This is a genomic window from Stenotrophomonas sp. Steno-Z10-HUANG (assembly GCF_056393075.1).
Window position 1 is genome coordinate 50229 of record NZ_JBWJPA010000001.1, and the last position, 15573, is coordinate 65801.

General features: G+C 71.3%; 15 protein-coding genes. 2 read left to right on the plus strand and 13 right to left on the minus strand.

Translation table 11 applies throughout. The features are described 5' to 3' along the window. The first annotated feature begins 30 nt into the window (after window positions 1–30). Window positions 31–1212 (plus strand): MFS transporter, encoded by a 1182-nt coding sequence (locus tag AC06E6_RS00255; RefSeq protein WP_313230272.1) that lies wholly within the window; start codon window positions 31–33, stop codon window positions 1210–1212. Here AC06E6_RS00255 and yccS read toward each other — a convergent pair. Both yccS and AC06E6_RS00265 read right to left on the minus strand, forming a co-directional pair. Further along, on the minus strand, window positions 1209–3407 hold the full coding sequence (gene yccS / locus AC06E6_RS00260) for a YccS family putative transporter (RefSeq protein ID WP_313230276.1): 2199 nt from the start codon (window positions 3405–3407) through the stop codon (window positions 1209–1211). The genes AC06E6_RS00255 and yccS overlap by 4 nt on opposite strands. 215 nt (window positions 3408–3622) lie before the next feature. Next, the gene (locus AC06E6_RS00265; RefSeq protein ID WP_478059827.1) at window positions 3623–4543 is read right to left on the minus strand and encodes a LysR family transcriptional regulator; all 921 of its coding nucleotides are present in this window, start codon (window positions 4541–4543) and stop codon (window positions 3623–3625) included. Between the two features lie 76 nt (window positions 4544–4619). On the opposite strand from AC06E6_RS00265, the gene AC06E6_RS00270 reads away from it, so the two are divergent. Continuing rightward, window positions 4620–5615: an aldo/keto reductase gene (locus AC06E6_RS00270; protein WP_478059829.1), complete on the plus strand. Its 996-nt coding sequence runs from the start codon at window positions 4620–4622 to the stop codon at window positions 5613–5615. A 133-nt stretch (window positions 5616–5748) separates the two neighbouring features. On the opposite strand, the gene purD is transcribed toward AC06E6_RS00270, so the two are convergent. From purD to AC06E6_RS00325, 11 genes are all read right to left on the minus strand, one after another. After that, window positions 5749–7035, minus strand: coding sequence for a phosphoribosylamine--glycine ligase (gene purD / locus AC06E6_RS00275; RefSeq protein ID WP_478059831.1), 1287 nt, complete (start codon window positions 7033–7035; stop codon window positions 5749–5751). 23 nt (window positions 7036–7058) lie between these two features. Further along, entirely contained in the window at window positions 7059–7466 is a 408-nt protein-coding gene (locus AC06E6_RS00280; RefSeq protein WP_161614944.1) for a hypothetical protein, read from the minus strand. Next, window positions 7466–8275: a hypothetical protein gene (locus AC06E6_RS00285; protein ID WP_478059833.1), complete on the minus strand. Its 810-nt coding sequence runs from the start codon at window positions 8273–8275 to the stop codon at window positions 7466–7468. Before AC06E6_RS00285 ends, AC06E6_RS00280 begins: the two co-directional genes overlap by 1 nt. 22 nt (window positions 8276–8297) lie before the next feature. Continuing rightward, on the minus strand, window positions 8298–9881 hold the full coding sequence (gene purH, locus AC06E6_RS00290; protein ID WP_240212358.1) for a bifunctional phosphoribosylaminoimidazolecarboxamide formyltransferase/IMP cyclohydrolase: 1584 nt from the start codon (window positions 9879–9881) through the stop codon (window positions 8298–8300). 310 nt (window positions 9882–10191) lie between these two features. After that, the gene (gene fis, locus AC06E6_RS00295; protein WP_054667755.1) at window positions 10192–10464 is read right to left on the minus strand and encodes a DNA-binding transcriptional regulator Fis; all 273 of its coding nucleotides are present in this window, start codon (window positions 10462–10464) and stop codon (window positions 10192–10194) included. Window positions 10465–10561: 97 nt separating this feature from the next. Continuing rightward, on the minus strand, window positions 10562–11311 hold the full coding sequence (locus AC06E6_RS00300; protein ID WP_478059835.1) for a DUF3426 domain-containing protein: 750 nt from the start codon (window positions 11309–11311) through the stop codon (window positions 10562–10564). A 29-nt stretch (window positions 11312–11340) separates the two neighbouring features. Next, window positions 11341–12255: a 50S ribosomal protein L11 methyltransferase gene (gene prmA / locus AC06E6_RS00305; RefSeq protein WP_104939699.1), complete on the minus strand. Its 915-nt coding sequence runs from the start codon at window positions 12253–12255 to the stop codon at window positions 11341–11343. A 177-nt stretch (window positions 12256–12432) separates the two neighbouring features. After that, window positions 12433–13800 (minus strand): acetyl-CoA carboxylase biotin carboxylase subunit, encoded by a 1368-nt coding sequence (accC, locus tag AC06E6_RS00310; protein WP_104939698.1) that lies wholly within the window; start codon window positions 13798–13800, stop codon window positions 12433–12435. Between the two features lie 10 nt (window positions 13801–13810). Then, window positions 13811–14293 carry an acetyl-CoA carboxylase biotin carboxyl carrier protein gene (gene accB / locus AC06E6_RS00315; RefSeq protein WP_104939697.1) on the minus strand — a complete coding sequence of 161 codons (483 nt, stop codon included), beginning with the start codon at window positions 14291–14293 and terminating at the stop codon, window positions 13811–13813. 61 nt (window positions 14294–14354) lie between these two features. Then, complete coding sequence (gene aroQ / locus AC06E6_RS00320; RefSeq protein WP_054667749.1) at window positions 14355–14789, minus strand: type II 3-dehydroquinate dehydratase; 435 nt, start codon at window positions 14787–14789, stop codon at window positions 14355–14357. Window positions 14790–14999: 210 nt separating this feature from the next. Then, window positions 15000–15572, minus strand: coding sequence for a TlpA disulfide reductase family protein (locus tag AC06E6_RS00325; protein ID WP_313230308.1), 573 nt, complete (start codon window positions 15570–15572; stop codon window positions 15000–15002). Window position 15573 lies beyond the last annotated feature (1 nt).

Here is a 15573-nt window from a genome sequence, read left to right on the forward strand (position 1 = left end):
TGCCTTCCGTTGTTCCCCATCGAGGCCGTGATGTCCAGCCAATCCCCCCAACCGCACGTGCTCAGCCAGCGCCGGGTCATGCTGCTGGCCGCCGCCACCGGGCTGATCGTGGCCAGCAACTATTACGCCCAGCCGCTGCTGCAGCTGCTGGGCGACGCGTTCGGGCTGGGCGCCGGCCGGGTGGGCTGGGTGGTGACCGTCGCGCAGTTGTCCTATGCCGCCGGGCTGCTGCTGATCGTGCCGCTGGGCGACCGCCTGGAACGGCGCCGGCTGATCGTGGCGCTGTTCGTACTGGCGGCGCTGGGGCTGCTGGTCAGTGCCAGCGCCGGCCATTTCACGCAGCTGCTGGCCGGTACCGCGCTCAGCGGACTGTGCGCGGTCGCCGCGCAGGTGATCATCCCGCATGCGGCGACGCTGGCGGCACCGGAGCGGCGCGGGCGCGTGGTCGGCACGCTCATGGCCGGGCTGCTGCTGGGCATCCTGCTGGCGCGCACGGCTTCGGGGCTGCTGGCCGGGATCGGCTCCTGGCATACCGTGTACTGGGTGGCCGGTGTCGCGCTGCTGCTCATGGCGCTGGCGCTGGCGCGCGCGTTGCCGGCCTACCGGCCGCGGGCGACGCTGTCGTATCCACGGCTGCTCGCCTCGGTGCTGGCGCTGTTGCGCGACGAACCGGTGCTGCGCCGGCGCGCATGGCTGGGCGCGCTGCTGTTCGCCGGCTTCAGCGTGTTCTGGACGCCGCTGGCGTTCCTGCTGTCCGGGCCGGCCTATGGCTATTCCATCGCCAGCATCGGCCTGTTCGGGCTGGTCGGTGCCGCCGGTGCGCTGGCCGCCAGCCGTGCCGGGCGCCTGAGCGACCGCGGCCACGGCCGCCTGGTGACCGGTGGCGGGCTGGTGCTGTTGCTGCTGTCGTGGGGGGTGTTGCTGCTGGCGCCGGTGTCGCTGGCCGCGCTGGTGGTGGGCGTGCTGGCGCTGGACGTGGCGGTGCAGGCGGTGCACATCGACAACCAGAGCACGATCTACCGCCTGGACGAGAGCGCCCGCAGCCGCATCACCGCGGCCTACATGACCTGCTACTTCATCGGTGGCGCGGCCGGTTCCGCGCTGGGCACGCTGGGCTGGACCCGGTACGGCTGGAACGGGGTGTGCGCGGTGGGCATCGCACTGGCGCTGGCGGCGCTGCTGGCAATGCCGCGCGCGTCGGCGCGACGCTAGCCCTGCGGAGCCGCCAGCGTGGCCGGCGCCGGCGCGCCCACCGCTTCGTCCGCGGCCGCGCGCAGCCGCGGCAGCAGGCGCAGGATCAGCGCCAGCTGGGTGCGTACCAGGCGCGATTTGTCGTCGCTGTCGCCGGGCAACTGCTCCAGCGTATCCGCCAGCGCGGCCTCATCGACCTCCGCCGCCGGCACCGGCCGCCGCGCGGCGAGCGCGGCCGACAGCCCGGCCAGCGCCTGCTGCAGGCACTGCTGGGCATGGCTGACCAGGGGGTCGTCGGTCACCGTGGCGCGCGCGCGGTGCGCGCCGAGCGCGGACAGGTAGCCGAGCAGGGTGTTGGACAGCGCCAGGAAGCGGAACCCGGCATCCAGGTTGCCGCGCGCGTAGCCGGGCTCGCGCAGCATGTTGGACAGCGCCACCGACAGTGCGACGTCGGCGTTGTGCATGTCGCGGCGGGCGATGCGGTAGGGCAGGTCGTCGCGCATGCCACTGCGGTACTGGCCCAGCACCTCCTCCAGGTAACGGGCGCTGGTGGCGATCACCTGTGCCATCACCCGGTGCAGGCGCCGTCCCTGCCAGTCGGGCAGGATCAGCAGCGAGGCGGTGGCGGCGATCACGCAGCCGATCAGCGTGTCCAGCAGCCGCGGCCAGATCAGCACGAAGCCGTCGCCGAGCAGGTTGAAGCACAGCAGCGCCATGGTGGTGATCGCGGCGGTGGCGATCACGTAGCGCTCGGTGCGGGTGACGAAGAACAGCAGCGCCGCGGCCAGCGCCAGCAGCAACTGCAGCGTGGTGCCCGGGAACAGCTGCATCAGCGCCCAGGTCACGCCCAGCCCGACCAGGGTGCCGCCGATGCGCTGCACCAGCCGCAGCCGGGTGGCGCCGAAGTGCGGCCGGCACACGAACACGATGGTGAGCAGGATCCAGTAGCCGTTGCTGGGGTGCACCAGCTTGAGCACGGCGTACCCGGCGATCAGCGCCAGGGCAATGCGCACGCCGTGGCGGAACAGCACCGAGCCGGGCGTCAGCGCCTGGCGCAGCCGGGTGGCCATCTCGCGCAGGGTATGCGGCGAGGAATCGCGCAGGCGGGTGTCGATGCCTTCCAGTGGCGTGTCGGCCAGCGACGCCTCGGACAACTGCCGCGCGATGCTGGACAGGTTGCTCGCCAGCAGCTGCAGCGAGCCAAGCAGGCGCTGCCAGTGCGGGTTGTGCTGGTCGCGCAGGTATTGCAGCGAATGTTCCAGGTCCTGCCCGGCCTGGCGGTTGCGCTCGCCGTAGTCGAACGGCTGGCGCAGGCGGATGGCCTGGCCCAGCGCCATGCAGGCGCTGCCCTGCAGCGACAGCAGGCGCCGGCAGCGGTACAGCACGTCGCTGTGGAAGAACGCCTCGGTCAGCGCCTCGTAGGGATAGTGCGAGGAACTGGCGCGTTCGTGGAAATCCTGCGCCATGTAATACAGGCGGAAATACAGCCCGGACTGCACCCCGGGGCGCCCGGAGCGGCCGAAGCGGCTGAGGATGGCGGTCTTGGCCGCGTTGAGCGCCTCGACCACGCGCACGTTCTGCTCGGCCAGCGCCAGCCGCCGTGCTTCGAGGTCGCCATGGCGCACCGGCTCGAACAGGTCCGCCTTGAGCTGCAGGTAGCGCCCGAGCTCGGCGAACAGCCGCGCCAGCCGCTCGCGCACCGGCCGGTTGGCGAACATCACCGTCCACAGGATCGACAGCGCGCCGTACCACGCCGCGCCGGCCAGCATCTGCGCCACGTCGCGCCAGGCCGCACCGGTGCCGGCGCCGCGGTGCTGGTCCATCGCGATCATGGTGTAGATCGCCAGGGTCACCGTGGCCTGGCCGATGGAGGCGTAGCGTTCGCCCAGGGCGCCCAGCAGGGTCAGCGCGAACGCGGCCAGTGCCAGCGCCGCGACGAACGGCAGCGGCCAGTCGAACAGCTGGATGACCGCGGCGGCGGCGGCGACGAAGCACAGCAGTGACAGCAGCACCGATTTGCTGCGGCCCCAGCCGTTGTCGTCGGTCTCGGCCACGGCGCTGGCAATGGTGCCCAGGAACAGCGACGGCAGCGGCTGCAGGTCGCCGCGGTACCAGCACACGGCCATCAGCGTGCCCAGTGCGATGAACACGCGCAGGCCGTAGCTGGCCTTCTCATGGGCCCAGAGCCGGTTCAACAGGCGTTCGGTGGGGCGCATGCCGGTGCGGTGGGTCGCCAAGCGTGGGGATGGCCCAGCTTGCCGTGCGCGAATGAAAGCGGCAAGGCAATGGGGCAAGGCCGTTGGTGCGAAGCAGCTGCCCCGCAGGCATGCACTGCCGTGCGCGGTCGGGCCTTGCCGTGGGTGCTTCGTCGCGCACGGCAGCGCGCTCCTGCGGAGCATCGGTGCAAGACGTCAGTGGAGCAGGCGCTGCTCTACCGGGGCGGAGCGTTGGCGTCGCGCATGAAATCCACGAACACCCGCAGCTTGGGCGCGAGCTGCTCGCGCGACGGGTAGTACAGGTGGAAGCCGGGGAACGGCGGCTGCCACGCATCGAGCAGGCGCTGCAGGCGGCCGGCGGCCAGGTCCTCGGCCGCGGCCGCTTCGAACACCTGCGCCAGGCCGAGGCCGGCGATGGCCATGCGCCGGCCCAGCCCGCTGTCGTTGAAGATCGGCCCGCCGCCGACCTCGACGCTGAAATCGTGCCCGTCGCGGCTGAACTCCCACGGCATCAGCCGGCCGTCGCTGCGCCGGTAGCGGAGGCAGGCATGCGCGGCCAGCGCCTGCGGCGTGTCCGGTGGCCGGTGCCGGCGCAGGTAGCCCGGCGCGGCCACGACCACCAGGCGCTGCGGCGGGCCCAGCGGCACCGCCACCATGCCATCGGCCAGCGATTCGCCCAGGCGGATGCCGGCATCGAAACCTTCGGCCACCAGGTCGGTCAGCGCCGCCTGCACCGCCAGTTCCACCTCGACATGCGGAAAGCGCATGGAGAACGCCGGCAGGTGCGGCAGCAGCATCTGTTCGACCACGATCCGCGGCGCGGTGATGCGCAGGCGCCCGGCGGGCATGTCGCGGCTTTCCTCCAGTGCCTGCAGCGCGCCGCCGATGCGCGCCAGCGCCGGTGCGGCCTCGCGCAGCAGGCGCTCGCCCGGCTCGGTCAGGCCGACCCGGCGCGTGGTCCGGTGCAGCAGGCGCACGCCCAGCCGCCGCTCCAGGGTGCGCACCGACTGCGACGTCGCCGACGCCGACATGCCCAGTTCGATCGCCGCCTGGCTGAAGCTGGCGTGGCGGGCGACGCAGGCGAAGGCCGCCAGCGCCGGCAGCAGGGAGGGGGCTATTGTGAAGTTCTGCTTCATTGATGTTGCAGATTACCCCGATTTATCGCTGGGTTCCCGCGCCCTACAGTGGCGTCCCCCGTTCTGGAGCATTGCCATGCAGACCCGCACCCTTGGCCGCGACGGCCCCGTGGTTTCCGCCCTCGGCCTTGGCTGCATGGGCATGAGCGCGTTCTACGGCGGCCGTGGCGACGATGCCGCGGCCATCGCGGTGATCCAGCGCGCGCTGGAACGCGGCGTCACCCTGCTCGACACCGCCGACATGTACGGCCCGCATACCAATGAAAGGCTGGTCGGCCGTGCCATCGCCGGGCGCCGCGGGCAGGTGGTGCTGGCCACCAAGTTCGGCGTCCGCCTGGACCCGTCCGACCCGCAGGCGCGTGGCGTCGATGGCCGCCCCGAATACGTGCAGGCCGCCTGCGAGGCCAGCCTGCAGCGGCTGGGCGTGGAGCACATCGACCTGTACTACCAGCACCGCGTGGACCCGCAGGTGCCGATCGAGGAAACGGTGGGCGCGATGGCGCGGCTGGTCGAGCAGGGCAAGGTGCGCTGGCTGGGCCTGTCCGAGGCGGCGCCGGAGACGATCCGCCGCGCGCATGCGGTGCACCCGATCACCGCGCTGCAGACCGAGTACTCGCTGTGGTCGCGCGAACCCGAGCACAACGGCGTGCTGCATACGGTGCGTGAGCTGGGCATTGGTTTCGTGCCGTACTCGCCGCTGGGCCGCGGCTTCCTGACCGGCGCGATCCGCAGCCCGGACGATTTCGAGGACGGTGACTACCGGCGCAATTCGCCGCGCTTCCAGGGCGAGAACTTCGCCCGGAACCTCGCGTTGGTGGAGCAGGTCAACGCGATTGCCGCCGCCAGGGGCATCAGTCCCGGGCAACTGGCCCTGGCCTGGGTACTGGCCCAGGGCGAAGACCTGGTGCCGATCCCGGGTACCAAGCGCCTGGCCTACCTGGAGGAAAACTTGGACGCGCTGGACGTGGTGCTGGATGCCGACGAACTGGCCCGCATCGACGCGGTGTTCCCGGTGGACGTGGCCGCCGGTGCACGTTACCCGGCGGCGAGCATCGGCAGCGTGCATCGCTGAAGGAAGCGGTAGCGGCAGCTCTGTGCCTTGCGCCTCTCGCCGCCATGGGCCGTGTTCCATCCCGCCGGCAGAGGGAGGCAACGAAAAGGGCGGCCCCAAGGCCGCCCTTCTCATCTTCCGTCACCCCGGTGGCTTACTGCTGCTCGCGTGCGATCGCGCGCCAGCCGATGTCGCTGCGGTGGAATTCGTTGGCCCAGTGGATCTTCGCCACGCCGGCGTAGGCATGGGCCTGCGCGTCGCCGACGCTGTCGCCCAGCGCGGCCACGCACAGCACGCGGCCACCGGCGCTGACCACGTTGCCGTCGGCGTCCAGCGCGGTGCCGGCATGGAACACCTTGGCGCTGGCCGGTACGTCATCCAGGCCGCTGATCACATCGCCGGTGATCGGCGTGTCCGGGTACGGCTTTGCTGCCATCACCACGCCCAGCGACGGGCGCGGATCCCATTGAGCGTCCACGCCGGCCAAGGCACCGTCGATGGCCGCTTCGAGCAGGTCGACCAGGTCCGACTGCAGGCGCAGCATCACCGGCTGGGTTTCCGGGTCGCCGAAGCGCACGTTGAACTCGATCACCTTCGGTGCGCCCGTGGCGTCGATCATCAGCCCGGCGTACAGGAAGCCGGTGAACGGCACGCCGTCGGCGATCATGCCGGCCACGGTCGGCTCGACCACTTCGCGCATGACCCGGGCGTGCACCTGCGGCGTCACCACCGGCGCCGGCGAGTACGCGCCCATGCCGCCGGTGTTGGGGCCGGTGTCGCCGTCGCCCACGCGCTTGTGGTCCTGGCTGGTGGCCATCGGCAGCGCGACGCGGCCATCGACCATGGAAATGAAGCTGGCTTCCTCGCCCTCCAGGAATTCCTCGATCACCACCCGCGCGCCGGCATCGCCGAAGGCGTTGCCGCTGAGCATGTCGCGCACCGCGGCCTCGGCTTCGTCCAGCGTCATCGCCACGATCACGCCCTTGCCGGCGGCCAGGCCGTCGGCCTTGATCACGATCGGCGCGCCCTTCTCGCGCAGATAGGCCAGTGCCGCATCGACCTCGGTGTGCACCGCGTAGAACGCGGTGGGGATGCCGTGGCGGGCCAGGAAATCCTTGGCGAAGGCCTTGCTGCCTTCCAGCTGCGCGGCGGCGGCGGTCGGCCCGAAGATGCGCAGCCCCGCCGCGCGGAAGGTATCCACCACCCCCGCCACCAGCGGCACTTCCGGGCCCACCACGGTCAAGCCGACGGCCTCGTCCTGCGCCAGCTTGAGCAGGCCGGCGATGTCGGTGACCTTGACCGCCACGTTGCGGCACTTGGCTTCGGTCGCGGTACCGGCATTGCCCGGGGCGACGATCACTTCGCTCACGCGCGCGGACCGGGCCAGCTTCCAGGCCAGCGCATGTTCGCGGCCGCCGGCGCCGATGACGAGGATTTTCATGGGGCAGTTCCTGTAGGGGGCATTCAAGGGGAAAGGCAATCGGAGGCTTTCAGCGTGGCGTCGAAGAACACCGCCCCGTCGGCATCGACGAAGTGCCGGCGCACGCCGCCGCCGGCGGCATGCAGCGGGGCGAACAGCGGATCGGCGCACAGTGCCTGCATCGCGGCCTGCTCGTCGTCGCGCAGCGCGTCGAACACGGCGGGCCTGGCCTTGGCCATGGCCACGGTGATCTCCGCCGAACGGATCACCAGCACCAGCTCGTCGCCGTCGCGGTGCACCGATTCGACCACCAGCCCGTCGCGGTAGGGACGCGGAAGCTGCGCGCCGATCTCCTGCAGGGCCACGCGCTGCGCCTGGTCGAGCGCGTGGTTGCCGCACCCGGTGGCCGCCGCCAGGCAAGCGGCCAGGAACAGGGGCAGGCGCCAACGCATCAGCCGCAGGCCTCCAGCTGCATGCGCGCCGGGACCAGGTAGCGCGATTGCGTCGGATCGTAGGCAATGGAATGCAGCGCATCCACCGCGCCGGTGCAGCCGTTGCCGGCCTCGTGCACGCGCAACGGCCAGTAGCGCAGTCCGGGCTCGCTGTCGTCCGGACGGGCGTCGAAATCCAGGTCCAGCGTCCCGGGCCGGCAGCTGCCGGTGGTGACGCAGTCGATCGCATTCTGGTCGTCCAGGTGGGCACGCAGCCAGCCCGCTTCGGCCACCGTGTCGCCGCCGTCGAACACCAGCCAGCTGCGGTCGCGCATCCGCGCGCCCACCACCACCCGCTCTTCGTCGATCTGGTAGGCCCAGGCGCCGGCGCCGACCTGCAGGATGCTGATCGCGCCCGGTTGGCCGCCGCTGCCGCTGGCCCGGCCCGGCAGTTCGGCGGCGACGCCCACGCTGCCGTCGGCGGCCTCGCGCAGCACGATGAAATCGCTGACGCCCAGTTCCACGGGGGTCGCGTCGGCATAGCGGGTGCAGACCGCCAGCATGCGATAGCGGCCGCCCGCAAGGGTGATGCCGCGGTCGGCGCACAGCGCGCGCTGGACCTGGCGCGCGGGCTCCAGCTGCGGGTCGTCGAGGCGTTGCGTCCACGGGCCCTTGAGCCGCGCCGGCGCGCCGTAACGCGCCTTGAGCAGCGCCAGCACGGCCGCATCGCCGTCCGGCGTCTGCGCCGTGCCGCCGTCCTGGGTGGCCGCATCCTGCCGGCACGACGCCAGCACGAGCGCGGCGAGCAGTACCGCCAGCGTCCGGATCATGCCCGCCGCCATGCCTGCGGCCTCAGTGGCGGAAGTGGCGCACGCCGGTGAACACCATGGCGATGCCATGTTCGTCAGCCGCGGCGATCACTTCGGCATCACGCATCGAGCCACCCGGCTGGATCACCGCGGTGATGCCCGCTTCGGCGGCGGCGTCCAGGCCGTCGCGGAACGGGAAGAACGCATCGGAGGCCATCACCGAGCCGGGCACCACCAGCCCGGCATCGGCGGCCTTGATGCCGGCGATGCGCGCCGAGTACACGCGGCTCATCTGCCCGGCGCCGACGCCGATGGTGCGCTCGTCCCTGGCATAGACGATGGCGTTGGACTTGACGTACTTGGCCACGCGCCAGGCGAACAGCAGGTCGCGCAGCTCGGCCGCGGTCGGCGCGCGCCGGGTCACCGTCTTCAGCTCGTCGGCGCTCATGCCGCGGTTGTCGGCGCTCTGGATCAGCAGGCCAGAACCAATGCGCTTGGTGTCGTAGTTGTTGCGCGCGTCGCCGGCCGGGATGCGCAGCACCCGCACGTTGGCCTTCCTGGTGGCGTACTCCAGCGCGGCCGGCTCGTAGTCCGGGGCGATCAGCACTTCGACGAACTGGCGGTCGAGGATGGTCTTGGCGGTGGCCGCGTCCAGCGTGCGGTTGAACGCCAGGATGCCGCCGAACGCGCTGGTCGGGTCGGTGTTGTAGGCCATCTCGTAGGCGGCGCCGACATCGGCGGCCACCGCCACGCCGCACGGGTTGGCGTGCTTGACGATGACACAGGCCGGCAGGTCGAACTGGCGCACGCATTCCCACGCGGCATCGGCGTCGGCCAGGTTGTTGTAGCTCAGCTCCTTGCCCTGCAGCTGCACGAACGTGGCCAGGGTGCCCGGCACCGGGTACAGGTCGCGGTAGAACACGCCGCTCTGGTGCGGGTTCTCGCCGTAGCGCAGGTCCATCACCTTGACGAAGGTGGAGTTCATCTGCGCCGGGTATTCCTCGCGCACCGGCACCGCGGCGGCGGTGTCGCTGATCGCCGACAGGTAGTTGCTGATCGCCGCGTCGTACTGGGCGACGCGGTTGAACGCGGCCACCGACAGCTGGAAACGCCTGGCCGCCGACAGCTGGCCGCCGTTGGCGTCCAGTTCGGCCAGCAGCGCGGCGTACTGGTCCGGGCTGGTGGCCACGGCGACGCGGGCGAAGTTCTTGGCGGCGCTGCGCAGCATGGCCGGGCCGCCGATGTCGATGTTCTCCACCGCGTCGGCGAGCGTGCAGTCGGCCCTGGCGGTGACCGACTCGAACGGGTACAGGTTCAGCACCAGCAGGTCGATCGGCGCGATGCCGTGTTCGGCCATCACCGCATCGTCGGTGCCGGCGCGGCCGAGCAGGCCGCCGTGCACCATCGGGTGCAGGGTCTTGACCCGGCCGTCCATCATCTCCGGGAAGCCGGTCACGTCGGACACGTCCTTGACCGGCAGGCCGGCCTCGCGGATCGCCTTGGCGGTGCCGCCGGTGGACAACAGTTCAACGCCGTGCGCGGCCAGCGCGCGGGCCAGTTCGACCAGGCCGGTCTTGTCGGAAACGGACAGCAGGGCCCGGCGCACGGGCAGCAGATCAGCGGACATGGGGGTGGGGAAGGAAGCGGAAGCGGGCCCGTATTGTAGCCGCGCGCAGCGTGCCGGTCCGGTTGCGGCGGTGACGACCGGTACTGCCGGTTGCCCGTTCGGGGTGGTGCGCAGCACCGGCTTGTCCGGCAGGTGCTGCCGATGACGTGCCGTCCAACGCTCGGCACCCACCGCAGGCAGTGGGGGATATATCCGGAGCAAAGCCCCGGGTCAGGGGGCGCGCCGAAGGCGCGGGGTATGCAGGGCGAAAGACGGGGCCCACGGTTTGCATTGCAGGCCGTGCGGCGCCAGCGCGCAGCGATGGCGCCACTCAGGCCAGCCCGTATTCCTTGAGCTTCTTGCGCAGGGTGGCGCGGTGGATGCCCAGCAGCGCCGCGGCGCGGCTCTGGTTGCCCTCGCAGTGGTTGAGCACCTCCACGAACAGCGGAATCTCCATCTCGCGCAGGACGATCTCGTAGACATCGTCGGCGTCGCAGCCATCCAGATCGCGCAGGTAGCGACGCACGGACTGGGCGACGTGTTCGCGCAGCGGCGGCTTCGGAGCGCCACGACTGTTGTCAGGACGGGGTGGGGCAGCGTTCAAGGGAATTCCCGGATTCAGCGGAGCCGGCGCGGCCGCGCCCGGCATGGGGTGGGGAGTCTAGCGCGTGAACGAGGGGGCCGCCATGTCGGGCGCCGGGTCAGCGGAACTCGAACGCGTAGGCCACCGTGTCCGCCGACGGCTCGCGCAGCAGGAACGCGACCTGCGCGCTCTGTCCCGGTTCCAGCCGCTGCGCGGGGTCGTGCGCGCTGCCCAGGTAGTCGCGCGGCTGCAGCAGGCGGCGCCCGATCACCCGGCCGTCGGCGTCGGACAGCGACAACGACAATGCCGGCCAGGCCTGCGCCCAGCGCGCGTCGTTGCGGAAGCTGGCCTGTACCTGCAGCACGCCCGGGCGCCCGGGCAGCGGCCGCACTTCGCGCTGCAGCATGGTGTAGGCCGCGGGCTGGTGCCACGGCGGCAGGCTGCAGCGCAGCACCGCGCACAGGCCGGCCACGACCGGGCGCCAGCCGGGACGCGCGGCCAGCGTGGCGCGGTCGGCGATCACCACCTGGACGGCGAGCAGCAGGGCCAGCGCGGCCAGCAGCAGCCACTGCCAGCGCGGTGCGCGGCGGCCACTGGCGGTTGCCACCGGGGAGCGCTGCAGGAAGCTCGGCGCGCTGCCGCTTTCCTGCGCCGGGCCGTCGCCGTCCTGCGCGCTGTCCGCGGCGGCGTCGCCCAGGGCCGGCGCTTCGCCGTCGGCGGCCCCGTCCGCGGGCGGTACCGGTTGCGGCGCATCGCCACCGCCATCGACGTCGCCGTCGCGGGCGGGCGGGGTGTCCGGCGGCGGTGTGGCCCCGCTCCGCAGGAGCGTGGCCAGCGAAGGACGGGGCGGCGGGGTTTCTTCGCTCATGGCAGGTCGGTCGCGGACGCTGCGTTCATTCAAGCACGGCGCACGCCGGTAATGCGCATCCAGTCGCCGTCCTGCACGGCTTCCAGCTGCACGAACCACGGCGCGTAGCGTTCCAGCAGTTCGCCTTCCTGGCCATGCAGGATGCCGGACAGGGCGATGCGCCCGCCGGGCGCCACCCGCGCCGCCAGCCGTTCGGCCAGCGCGTCCAGCGCCGAGGCCAGGATGTTGGCGACCACCACCGGGTAGGTCGCCGCCGGCTCGTCCTCGGGCAGGTACGCGGCGATGTGCACGCCGTTGCGCTCGCCGTTGTCGGCGGTGGCGGTGAGCGCCTGCGGGTCGTTGTCCACGCCCACCGCGGCGGCGGCACCGAGCTTGAGCGCGGCCAGGGCGAGGATGCCCGAGCCGCAGCCGAAGTCGAGCACGCTGCGGCCGGCCAGTTCGCCCTCGGCCGAAAGCTGGTCCAGCCAGCGCAGGCACAGCGCGGTGGTCGGGTGGGTGCCCGAGCCGAACGCCAGGCCGGGGTCCAGCCGCACCACCGCGGCGTCGGCGGCCTGCGCCGCTTCGGGCAGTTCATGGTTCCACGGCACGATCCAGGTGCGCTGGCCGAACTGCATGGGCTGGAACTGGTCCAGCCAGGCGCGTTCCCAGTCCTCGTCCTGGACCGAACGGAAGCCGGCACTGCTCCAGTCCAGCCCGGCGTCGAACGATTCCAGCGCGGCCAGCAGCGCCAGCGCGTTGGTATCGGCCGGGAACAGTGCGCTCAGCACCAATTCGTTCCACAGCGGCGTCTGCCCCACGCCCGGCTCCAGGATCGCGCGTTCGTTGCTGGTGTCGGCATCGGCGTCGAGCATCGTCACCGCCAGCGCGCCGACGTCCTCCAGGGCGTTCTCGTAGCGGGGCTGGGTGGCTTCGGTGCAGCGCAGGGTGAGTTCGAGAAAGGGCATGGCGATGACGGCGACGGCAGAACGGAAGCGGGCATCCTAGACGAGGCGGCGGATGTTTTCCTTCTCCTGTCGGCCACGGGTGCCGTGGTGCCCGGGGCCGTTGCACCCCCATACGTCCGCGCAGACGGAAGAAGGCGGGTTTCCCCGCCTTCTTCCTTCACCCGCGACGCACCGCGCTCAGGTCAGCGCGATCGACTGGTTCTTGCGCTCGGCCAGGCGCTTTTCCAGGTAGTGGATGTTCTGCCCACCGGCCTGGAAGCCCTTGTCGCGCATGATCCGCTGCTGCAGGGCGACGTTGGTCTTGATGCCGTCCACGACCATCTCGCTCAGCGCCACCCGCATGCGGGCGATGGCGGTGTCGCGGTCCGGGCCGTGCACGATCAGCTTGCCGATCATCGAGTCGTAGTTGGCCGGCACGCGGTAGCCGCCGTAGATGTGCGTGTCCACGCGCACGCCGGGGCCGCCCGGCGGGTAGAAGCCGGTGATGGTGCCGGGGCACGGGAAGAAGGTCTCCGGGTCCTCGGCGTTGATGCGGCACTCGATGGCGTGGCCGTTGATCTTGATGTCGCTCTGCTTGATCGACAGCTTGTGGCCGGCGGCGATCTTCAGCTGCTCGGCGACCAGGTCGATGCCGGTGATCATCTCCGTCACCGGGTGCTCCACCTGGATGCGGGTGTTCATCTCGATGAAGTAGAAGCGGCCGTTCTCGAACAGGAACTCGAAGGTGCCGGCGCCGCGGTAGCCGATGCGGATGCAGGCTTCCACGCAGACCTTGCCGATCTCCTCGCGCAGTTCCGGGGTGATGCCCGGCGCCGGCGCTTCCTCCACCACCTTCTGGTGGCGGCGCTGCATCGAGCAGTCGCGTTCGCCCAGGTGGATGGCGTTGCCCTGGCCGTCGGCCAGCACCTGGATCTCCACGTGGCGCGGGTTCTCCAGGAACTTCTCCATGTAGACCATGTCGTTGCCGAACGCGGCCTTGGCTTCCTGCTTGGTGGTGGCGATGGCGTTGACCAGCGCGCCCTCGGTGTGGACCACGCGCATGCCGCGGCCGCCACCGCCGCCGGCCGCCTTGACGATCACCGGATAGCCGATCTCGCGGGCGATCTTGACGTTGGTCGCCGGGTCGTCGCCCAGCGGGCCGCCCGAGCCGGGCACGCACGGCACGCCGGCGGCCTTCATCGCGCGGATCGCCTCGACCTTGTCGCCCATCAGGCGGATGGTGTCGGCCTTGGGCCCGATGAAGATGAAGCCGGACTGCTCCACGCGCTCGGCGAAATCGGCATTCTCGGAGAGGAAGCCGTAGCCGGGGTGGATGGCCTGGGCGTCGGTGACCTCGGCCGCGGCGATCAGCGCCGGGATGTTGAGGTAGCTCTCCGACGACGGCGCCGGGCCGATGCAGACCGATTCGTCGGCCATGGCCACGTGCTTGAGGTTGCGGTCGACGGTGGAGTGCACCGCGACCGTGCGGATGCCCAGGGTGTGGCACGCGCGCAGGATGCGCAGCGCGATCTCACCCCGGTTGGCGATTACGACCTTGTCGAGCATGGCCGGCGCCTCAGGCGATCACGAACAGCGGCTGGTCGAACTCCACCGGGTTGCCGCTTTCGCCGAGGATGGCGACCACGGTGCCGGACACCTCGGCCTCGATCGGGTTGAACATCTTCATCGCCTCGATGATCGCCAGGGTCTCGCCGGCCTTGACCTGCTGGCCCACGCTGACGAACGGCGGCTTGTCCGGCGACGGCGACGCGTAATAGGTGCCGACCATCGGCGCGCGCTGCACGTGGCCGTCCGGCAGGGCGTTGCCCGGCTTGGCGGTGCCGCCGGTGGACGCTTCGGTCGGCGAGCTCATCGGCATCGGCGCGGCCGCGGCCGGGGCGGCGACCGGGGCCGGGGCGGCCATCACCGGCGCCGGCGCGTAGCCGCCGACCGGGGTGCGCGACAGGCGCACGGATTCCTCGCCTTCCTTGATCTCGATCTCCGCCAGGTTCGACTCTTCCAGCAGGTCGATCAGCTTCTTGATTTTGCGCAGGTCCATAGGATGCCTCTTGGGTGGTGTAGGCGGTGGCGCGCTCGCGCGCACCGCCCGGGAATGGGGGTCACAGCCGCAGCAGTGCCGCGTCCATGGCGTAGCGGTAACTGTCCGCGCCGAAGCCGCAGACCACGCCGACCGCCTTGTCGCTGAAATAGCTGTGCTGGCGGAACGGCTCGCGGGCGTGGGGGTTGGACAGGTGGATCTCGATGAACGGGATGGCCACCGCGGCCAGCGCGTCGCGCAGCGCCACCGAGGTGTGGGTGAAGGCGGCCGGGTTGATCAGGATGAAACCGGTACCATCGCCGCGCGCGGCCTGCACCCGCTCCACCAGCACGTGCTCGGCGTTGGACTGCAGGCTCTCCACCGCGTGCCCCGCCGCCTGCGCCTGGCGCGCCAGCGCGGCGTCGATGTCGGCCAGCGTGGTGTGCCCATAGACCTCCGGCTCGCGCGTGCCGAGCAGGTTCAGGTTGGGGCCGTGGAGGACCAGCAGTTTTGCCATGGGCCAGCGGTGGGCGGGAAAGGGCGGCAGTGTGAGCGAACCGGGGAATACTGTCCAGTTCGGCGAAATTGACGACGTTTTAATCGATTGTTTGAAATTGCCCGGGATCCCGCCGGGTGCCCGGGGCGTCGTGTGGACGCATGCGCGCGGCGTCCGCGGGGCGCCATGGGCGCGGCGTGCTGGCGGATGTTGGCGTCACGTTCGCCGCGGTTAGCGCACTTCTTCGTCCAGCCCGGCCCACGCCTCGATCTCACCGGCCTTGAACGGGCCCAGCTTCTGCCGGACCACGCGCCCCTGCGCGTCGATCAGCACGCTGTAGGGCAGCAGCCCCTGGTGGTTGCCCAGTTTGACGCTGGCGTCGGCCGGGCCGGGGGTCTCCAGCACGATCGGGTAATACACCGGCACGTTGCCGAGGAAATCGAGCACGGCTTCATGGGTGTCCAGTGCCAGCCCCACCACCTGCGGGCCGTCGTCGGCATGGCGGGCGGCGAAGCGCGCCAGTTCCGGCATCTCCTCGACGCAGGGCGCGCACCAGCTGGCCCAGACGTTGATCAGCAGCGGCCGGCCCAGGAAGCGGTCCGGGAACCGCACCGGCATGCCGTCCAGGTCGGGCAGGGTGAAGGCGGGCACCCGGTCGCCCGGGGCGAGCGCCGCGGGCGCCGTGGCCGCGGGCGGCGTCGACGGCTCGGTCATCGGCGGCAGCGCGGGCCGGCTCAGCCAGGCGCCGGCGGCCAGCCCGGCCGCCGCGGCGATGCCCACCACCCACCCTGCCGCGCTGCGCATC

What these genes read in the sequence shown, in the direction of transcription:
- accB (WP_104939697.1), bottom strand. Translation starts at nt 14,293, where the DNA reads ATGGACCTGCGCAAAATCAAGAAGCTGATCGACCTGCTGGAAGAGTCG.
- AC06E6_RS00325 (WP_313230308.1), bottom strand. Translation starts at nt 15,572, where the DNA reads ATGCGCAGCGCGGCAGGGTGGGTGGTGGGCATCGCCGCGGCGGCCGGG.
- AC06E6_RS00300 (WP_478059835.1), bottom strand. Translation starts at nt 11,311, where the DNA reads ATGAGCGAAGAAACCCCGCCGCCCCGTCCTTCGCTGGCCACGCTCCTG.
- AC06E6_RS00285 (WP_478059833.1), bottom strand. Translation starts at nt 8,275, where the DNA reads ATGATCCGGACGCTGGCGGTACTGCTCGCCGCGCTCGTGCTGGCGTCG.
- aroQ (WP_054667749.1), bottom strand. Translation starts at nt 14,789, where the DNA reads ATGGCAAAACTGCTGGTCCTCCACGGCCCCAACCTGAACCTGCTCGGC.
- purD (WP_478059831.1), bottom strand. Translation starts at nt 7,035, where the DNA reads ATGAAAATCCTCGTCATCGGCGCCGGCGGCCGCGAACATGCGCTGGCC.
- purH (WP_240212358.1), bottom strand. Translation starts at nt 9,881, where the DNA reads ATGTCCGCTGATCTGCTGCCCGTGCGCCGGGCCCTGCTGTCCGTTTCC.
- AC06E6_RS00265 (WP_478059827.1), bottom strand. Translation starts at nt 4,543, where the DNA reads ATGAAGCAGAACTTCACAATAGCCCCCTCCCTGCTGCCGGCGCTGGCG.
- AC06E6_RS00255 (WP_313230272.1), top strand. Translation starts at nt 31, where the DNA reads ATGTCCAGCCAATCCCCCCAACCGCACGTGCTCAGCCAGCGCCGGGTC.
- AC06E6_RS00270 (WP_478059829.1), top strand. Translation starts at nt 4,620, where the DNA reads ATGCAGACCCGCACCCTTGGCCGCGACGGCCCCGTGGTTTCCGCCCTC.
- prmA (WP_104939699.1), bottom strand. Translation starts at nt 12,255, where the DNA reads ATGCCCTTTCTCGAACTCACCCTGCGCTGCACCGAAGCCACCCAGCCC.
- AC06E6_RS00280 (WP_161614944.1), bottom strand. Translation starts at nt 7,466, where the DNA reads ATGCGTTGGCGCCTGCCCCTGTTCCTGGCCGCTTGCCTGGCGGCGGCC.
- yccS (WP_313230276.1), bottom strand. Translation starts at nt 3,407, where the DNA reads ATGCGCCCCACCGAACGCCTGTTGAACCGGCTCTGGGCCCATGAGAAG.
- accC (WP_104939698.1), bottom strand. Translation starts at nt 13,800, where the DNA reads ATGCTCGACAAGGTCGTAATCGCCAACCGGGGTGAGATCGCGCTGCGC.